The 6,286-nt window shown below is 63.3% G+C and carries 5 protein-coding genes; 3 read left to right on the top strand and 2 right to left on the bottom strand.

The genetic code is table 11. The annotated features are described in order from the left end of the window. Together FF80_RS10955 and FF80_RS10950 are read right to left on the bottom strand one after the other, a co-directional pair. The coding region (locus FF80_RS10955) for a PIG-L deacetylase family protein (protein ID WP_035100214.1) at window positions 1–1,458 on the bottom strand (1,458 nt) is incomplete at its 3' end. A 218-nt stretch (window positions 1,459–1,676) separates the two neighbouring features. Further along, on the bottom strand, window positions 1,677–2,903 hold the full coding sequence (locus FF80_RS10950; protein ID WP_244445757.1) for an ROK family protein: 1,227 nt from the start codon (window positions 2,901–2,903) through the stop codon (window positions 1,677–1,679). 341 nt (window positions 2,904–3,244) lie between these two features. On the opposite strand from FF80_RS10950, the gene FF80_RS10945 reads away from it, so the two are divergent. From FF80_RS10945 to FF80_RS10935, 3 genes are read left to right on the top strand one after another with little or no spacing between them, the layout of a single operon-like run. Then, window positions 3,245–4,492 (top strand): extracellular solute-binding protein, encoded by a 1,248-nt coding sequence (locus FF80_RS10945; protein WP_035100212.1) that lies wholly within the window; start codon window positions 3,245–3,247, stop codon window positions 4,490–4,492. 8 nt (window positions 4,493–4,500) lie between these two features. Continuing rightward, window positions 4,501–5,433: a sugar ABC transporter permease gene (locus FF80_RS10940; RefSeq protein ID WP_035100210.1), complete on the top strand. Its 933-nt coding sequence runs from the start codon at window positions 4,501–4,503 to the stop codon at window positions 5,431–5,433. Continuing rightward, the gene (locus tag FF80_RS10935) at window positions 5,430–6,284 is read left to right on the top strand and encodes a carbohydrate ABC transporter permease (RefSeq protein WP_035100208.1); all 855 of its coding nucleotides are present in this window, start codon (window positions 5,430–5,432) and stop codon (window positions 6,282–6,284) included. The genes FF80_RS10940 and FF80_RS10935 overlap by 4 nt, the downstream gene beginning before the upstream one ends. Window positions 6,285–6,286: the final 2 nt, after the last annotated feature.

Here is a 6,286-nt window from a genome sequence, read left to right as displayed (position 1 = left end):
GATCAGGGCATCGGGGATCAGGCTGACCGCGTGGCTTGGGACGATCTGCACTGGCTCTTCGGTATCGATCAGCATGGTCGCCGCGTGACTGCCGATTTTTAGCGTGACCTCGACCTGTACGGCGCCATTGCCGCCCAGGCTCGAATAACCCGGCAAATAGGCATTGGTGATATGGGCGTCGGCGGCGACCGACAGGGGGATGCTGGTCACCGAGCCTTCATGTGTGGCGTCGCCCGCACTGAGATAGGAGCCCAGCACAGGGCGGATCGTGGCATGGCGGTTGCCCCGCCAGACCTTGAGCTGGCCGCTGCCGCCGGGCGCCAGATTGGTAGGCTCCACCCAGGCCAGGACATCGAGCCCGCTGGCCGCAATGAGGGCCGCGTCGATTTCGGCCAGTTTACGGGCGAGGCGGTGGCCGAACAACTCGGCTTCCGGCTTGGTGAGCGCGGCCTGGGCAGCCAATAATTCGGATTTGGCGATGCCTAACGGGCCAATGATGGCCGCGCCATCGGGAAAGGCCGCGATGGCATCGGCAATGGCCGCGTCGGCCGCGCGGAGCGGGGCGGCGGCCGAACTGGCGAGCAGCGCCGCGATTTCGGTGAGGTTGGCGGGCAGATTGGCGCGAATGTCATCTTCCGCGCCGCCGCCGAGCTTGAGATGCAGCGGCCATGCATTCTGCGGCTCGGCGTACCAATGCCCCATATTCTGGCTGGCATGATAGGCGCGGGAGAACTCGCCCAAAGTGTCATAGCTGGCGCCTGTCAATGGGTCCGATCCGGTAGCGGCAATGGTCAGCGTGGCCTTTGGGGGCGGAACCTCATCGTCATAGGTGTCGCCGCCACCCGACCAGGCCGGCAGGTAATATTTGCCCACGCGCCAGGGTGTCAGGCCCTCGGCGAAATGCTCGGGATAGGCTGTGGGATCGGCCGCCAGGGTGATGGCGGTTTCGGCGGCTTCGGTCATGGCGCGGTGGTGGCCATGCTGGCCGGGCACGTCGAGAAAGGTCGGGATGACGATGTCGGGGCGTTCCTGGCGATAGGCGCGGACCAGGCGCTCGATGATCCTGTCCCTGCCCCAGCGGGCGAGGGTATCGGGACCGTTTTTGGAGAAGCCGAAATCATGCACGGAATCATCGGGACCGTGGCCGAGCCAGATCACATCGGCATCCAGTTCGCGGGCGGCTTCCTCCATTTCGCGGGAGCGCAACACGCCCAGGGCGCCGGTGCGTTCAGGGCCGAGCGTGTTCTGGCCGCCTTCGCCGCGGGTGGAGCAGGCAATGATGACGCGCATGCCCATGCCGAACCGCACCAGGGCCAGCATGCCGCTCTGCTCGTCGTCGGGATGGGCGCCGGTATTCATCACCGTCAGCGTCGAGGTCAGCCGGGTGAGGGCGCGGTGGAGCGCGACAATGGCGGGGCGGGACTTGCGGCGGGCGAGACGGTCGCGGGCGGTCAGCATGGGAGGCCTGTGGGTCGATTCAGACAATGAATTCGATGCGACACCTCCCCCTTGATGGGGGAGGCTGGGGGGGGTGGTGGGAAGCCACCATGCATCGCGTATGCGGCGGCATACCCCCACCCTGCTCGATGGACGGACTTAGCAAGCTAAGTCCTATCTCGTTTCCCTCCCCACAAGGGGGAGGGTGAAGCCGGTGGCTGCGGCGTGAATGTACCACCTCACACCGCCGCGGCCGGGCCGGTGGCAGTGCTGAGATGAGGGGAAACGGTGTCGAGCAGGGGCAGGGCGGCGGCGCCCAGGGCGGCGGTCAATTGGCCGGTCTGGCCGCGCAGGACGCGAGGCGTGGTGCGCATCCGGCGCGTGGCGACCGAGACCGGCAGCGGATCGAGCGCTGATATTACCGCGTCGAGCACGGAATCGGGCAGGCCGCCGCCAAAGATGATGGTTTCGGGGTCGAAGATGTTTTCGAGCATGCCCACGGTGGGGGCGAGATAATCGGCGGCGCTGGCAATCCAGCCCATCAAATGGGGATTGTTGTCGTCATGCAGGGCCTGAATGTCATCGACATTGGCAGCGTAGATGCCAGCCAGCGCCAATTGCTCGCGCAAGGCGTAGACGGAGACGAAACGTTCGAGCACTCCGGCAGCGCCATAGGCGGATTTGCCCTTGCGCGGCACGAGCCCGACATGGCCGATTTCGCCGGCATTGCCAAAGGCGCCGCGCAGCGGCCGCCCGTCCTGGATGACGCCCAGGCCCAGGCCGACGCCGAAATAGAGATAGCAGAAATTCCCGCTCTGCCGCCCGGCGCCATAGAGGCGTTCGCCAACTGCGGCCGCGGTGGCGTCGTTTTCGAGCACGACGCTTTCCCCGGTTGCCTTGGCGATGAGCTTGACCGGATCGGCGCCGGTCCAGCCCGGCAGGGTGGCAGGGCCGACCGAGCTCATGCCCTCGATATCGAAGGGGCCCGGCATCACCACGCCCACGCCGAGCAGGCGGGTGTCCTGCGCCGAGGTGCGCAGCTTGGCGATCTCTTCAGCCACCTTGCCGGGAATGTAATCCGGATCGGTCCGCTCCAAGGGGCTGATCGATTGGGCGCGCAGGCCACCGGACAGGTCGAGCAGCACGGTGACCATGTGGTCGGCCGCAATTTCAACGCCCACGGTGACGGGGCCATTGGGATTGACGGCGAACTGGATGGGCGGCTGGCCACGGCCCGAGCGCATGCGCCCCAGCTCGACCAGCAGGCCCTCATCAAGCAGTTCTTCCACGATATTGGCGACGGCCTGCGCGGTCAGCTGCGCGCGGCGGGCAATTTCGGTGCGGCCCAGATGGCCATGCAGGCGGATAACCTCGAGGACCACGCGGCGATTATGCGCGCGATTGCGTTCGGGATTACTGCCGATCGCCACGCGCTGGCGCAAATTGCGCTTGTCCTGACTGCTCAAGAACCGCCCCCTGATCATAGGTCAAGTACCACACCCCTTAACGCAGGTTGGGATTCGACCATTTACCCACGGTGTCATTCCCGCGAAAGCGGGAACCTCCGTTTACCGGGCTCTCCAAACAAACAGAGGTTCCCGCCTTCGCGGGAATGACCCGGTGGGGATTATGCCAATCTGCCAATCCCGACCTTCATACCGTACCCGTGCAGAATAATAACTCAAGTAGATTATTTTATTGACAAGCGGCTGTCACATGGCTGACGCTTGCCACCGGGAATGGCGGGGTTCGCCCTTCTGCAAGGAAAGGCCGGCTGAGGATGAAGCGGGCCATTTGGAGGTTATCAATGCGCAATAAGGCAAAACTGGCCGGGCTCGCGGCCGGCATCAGCTTCCTGGCGCTGGGCTCGGCCCAGGCCGTGGAAATCGAATATTGGCAATATGTGTTTGACACTCGCGTGCAGGCTATGGACCAGCTGATCGAGAAGTTCGAAGCGGCCAATCCCGACATCACCGTCAAGCAGGTCACTTTCCCCTATGCCGACTATCAGACGCGCGTTGTCGCGGCCAAGGTCGCCGGGCAGGGCCCAGACGTGGTGCAGCTATTCTACGGCTGGCTCGACAATTTCGTGAATGGCGAATTGATCCAGCCGCTCGATCCGGCCGTGTTCCCCGCTGCCGAAATCGAAGCCGAATTCTTCCCCATCGTGTCGGCGATGAAGCGCGGGGACGCCTATTACGGCCTGCCGACCGCTGTGCGCTCGCTGGCTTTGTTCTACAACAAGGCGCTGTTCACCGAAGCCGGGCTCGATCCGGCCAATCCGCCGCAGAACCTGGCCGATTTCCTGGCGGCCGCCGAGGCCACCACCAAGCGCGATGGCGGCGGCAATATCACCAGCGCCGGTGTCACGCTCGACATGGCCGGGCAGGACCATCACTGGTGGCGCGAAGTGCTGATCCGCCAGAATGGCGGGGTGCCTTATGATGAGGCGGGCGATGTGGCCTATAACGACGCCGCCGGCGCCGCGGCGCTGAAATATTACACCGATCTGCAGACCGCATCCAAGGTCGGCCAGGTCGGCTTCATGGATGAAGGCCAGGCCGCGTTCCGTGCGGGTCTTGCCGCCATGACCATCGACGGCACCTTCCGCCTCGGCGCTTTCGCCGACAATCCGTTCGAATGGGGTGTCACCGAATTGCCGGCCGACGCGAATGGCCTGCGCTCGAACTATTCGAGCTATTTCGCCAATGCCATCGGCTCGGGCGCCCAGGGTGAAGAGCTGGCGGCGTCCCAGAAATTCCTCGCCTACATCACCTCGCCCGAAGCCATGGAAATCTGGCTCAATGTGGTAGGCGAATTGCCGGCCCGCCGCGACGTCGCCCTGACCGAAGCCAATCTGGCCGACCCGGTCCGCGCGCCATTCCTCAAGGGTCTTGAATACGCGCACACCACCAAGTTCTATGACGAAGCCGGGCAGCGCCAGGTCGCCATCGACATGGTCAATCGCGTGCTGCTCGAAGGCCAGTCCATCGAGGATTCGCTTGCTGCGGCCGCCACGGCCGAGCAGGCGATCATCGACGCGGCAACCAAGTAGGAAGCGCCATGGCGTCGGATAGTATCACGGGAGAGGCGGCAAGCAGCCGCCTCTGGGACCGTTTCAGCATCAAGACGAAGCGGGTCATCTGGGCCTGGACATTCCTGGCCCTGCCGATCCTGTTCTATGCGGGTATCAGGTTCTATCCGACGCTGCAGGCCTTCTGGCTGTCCCTGACCGATTGGGACCTGCTGCGCCCGGCCAATTTCATCGGCCTCGTCAATTACCAGAAAATGTTTGCCGATCCCGTGTTCTGGAAGGTTTTCCAGAACACCTTTCTCTACCTGCTGATCGGCACCCCGCTCAGCCTGGTCCTGTCCTTCGTGATCGCCTTTTATCTCGATCGCGTCCGTTTCATGCACGGCTTCATCCGCGCGCTGTATTTCCTGCCGTTTCTCACCACGGCTGCGGCCATGGGCTGGGTGTGGCGCTGGTTCTATCAGCCCGTGCCCATCGGGGTGATCAATGGCGTGCTGGGTTCGCTCGGCATCGAGCAGCAGCCTTTCCTGCGCTCGACCGTACAGGCGCTGCCTACTGTGCTCGTGCCTGCCATCTGGGCGGGGCTGGGGTTCCAGATCATCATCTTCATGGCCGGGCTGCGCGCCATTCCCTCGACGTTTTACGAGGCGGCGCGGATCGATGGGCTGGGCGAATGGGCGATCCTGCGCAAGATCACCATTCCGCTGCTCAAGCCCACCACGGTGTTCCTCGTGGTGTTCTCCTCCATCGGCTTCCTGCGCATTTTCGACCAGGTCTACAACATGACCACCAATGATCCCGGCGGGCCGCTCAACGCGACCAAGCCGCTGGTGCTCATGATCTACCAGACCGCGTTTTCATCCTACCAGATGGGCTATGCCGCAGCCCAAACGGTGGTGCTGTTCTCCATCCTGCTCGCCGTCTCGCTGCTCCAGCTCTGGATCATGAGGGAAAAGAAATGACCGCCATGCCCTCGACCGAGCTCCCGGCCAATCGCCGCGACATCCGCCCCGGACCAATCATCGCCTGGACCGTGTTGCTGATCGGCGGGCTGATCATGGTCACCCCACTGCTGTTCATGTTCTCGACCTCGCTCAAGACGGCGGGGCAGGTCTATGATCTCAGGCTGATCCCGGCGGCGCCGACCTTTGACAATTATCTCAAGGTGCTGGGCGACGGCCGCTTCATGCAGTGGTTTTTCAACTCCACCTTCATCGCGCTGACGGTCACCGTCTCCAACGTGTTCTTCGACAGTCTGGTGGGTTACACGCTGGCCAAATTCGAGTTCCGCGGCCGCTATTTCATCTTCCTGGCCATTCTCTCCACGCTGATGATCCCCACCGAAATGCTGGTGATCCCCTGGTATCTGATGAGCAGCCAGCTCGGTTGGCTCGATACCTATTGGGGCATCATGTTCCCCGGCATGATGACGGCCTTTGGCACCTTCCTGATGAAGCAATTCTTTGAAACCGTGCCCAATGACTTCCTGGAAGCGGCGCGGGTGGATGGGCTCAACGAATTCACCATCTGGTGGAAGATCGCCATGCCCATGGTGGTGCCGGCGATTTCGGCGCTCGCCATCTTCACCTTCCTGGGCAATTGGACGGCCTTCTTCTGGCCGCTGATCGTGACGACGTCCAAGGAGCTCTACACGCTGCCGGTGGGCCTCTCGAGCTTTGCGGTCGAGCAATCCATCAAGTGGGAAATGATCATGACCGGTGCGGCTTTGGCGACCATTCCGACGCTGCTGGTGTTCCTCGTGCTGCAGCGCTTCATCGTGCGCGGTGTCATGCTGGCCGGGCTCAAGGGGTAGAC

It is taken from the genome of Devosia sp. LC5, from assembly GCF_000735585.1.
Lineage (GTDB): Bacteria > Pseudomonadota > Alphaproteobacteria > Rhizobiales > Devosiaceae > Devosia.
This window is presented reverse-complemented; position numbering and strand designations above follow the sequence as displayed.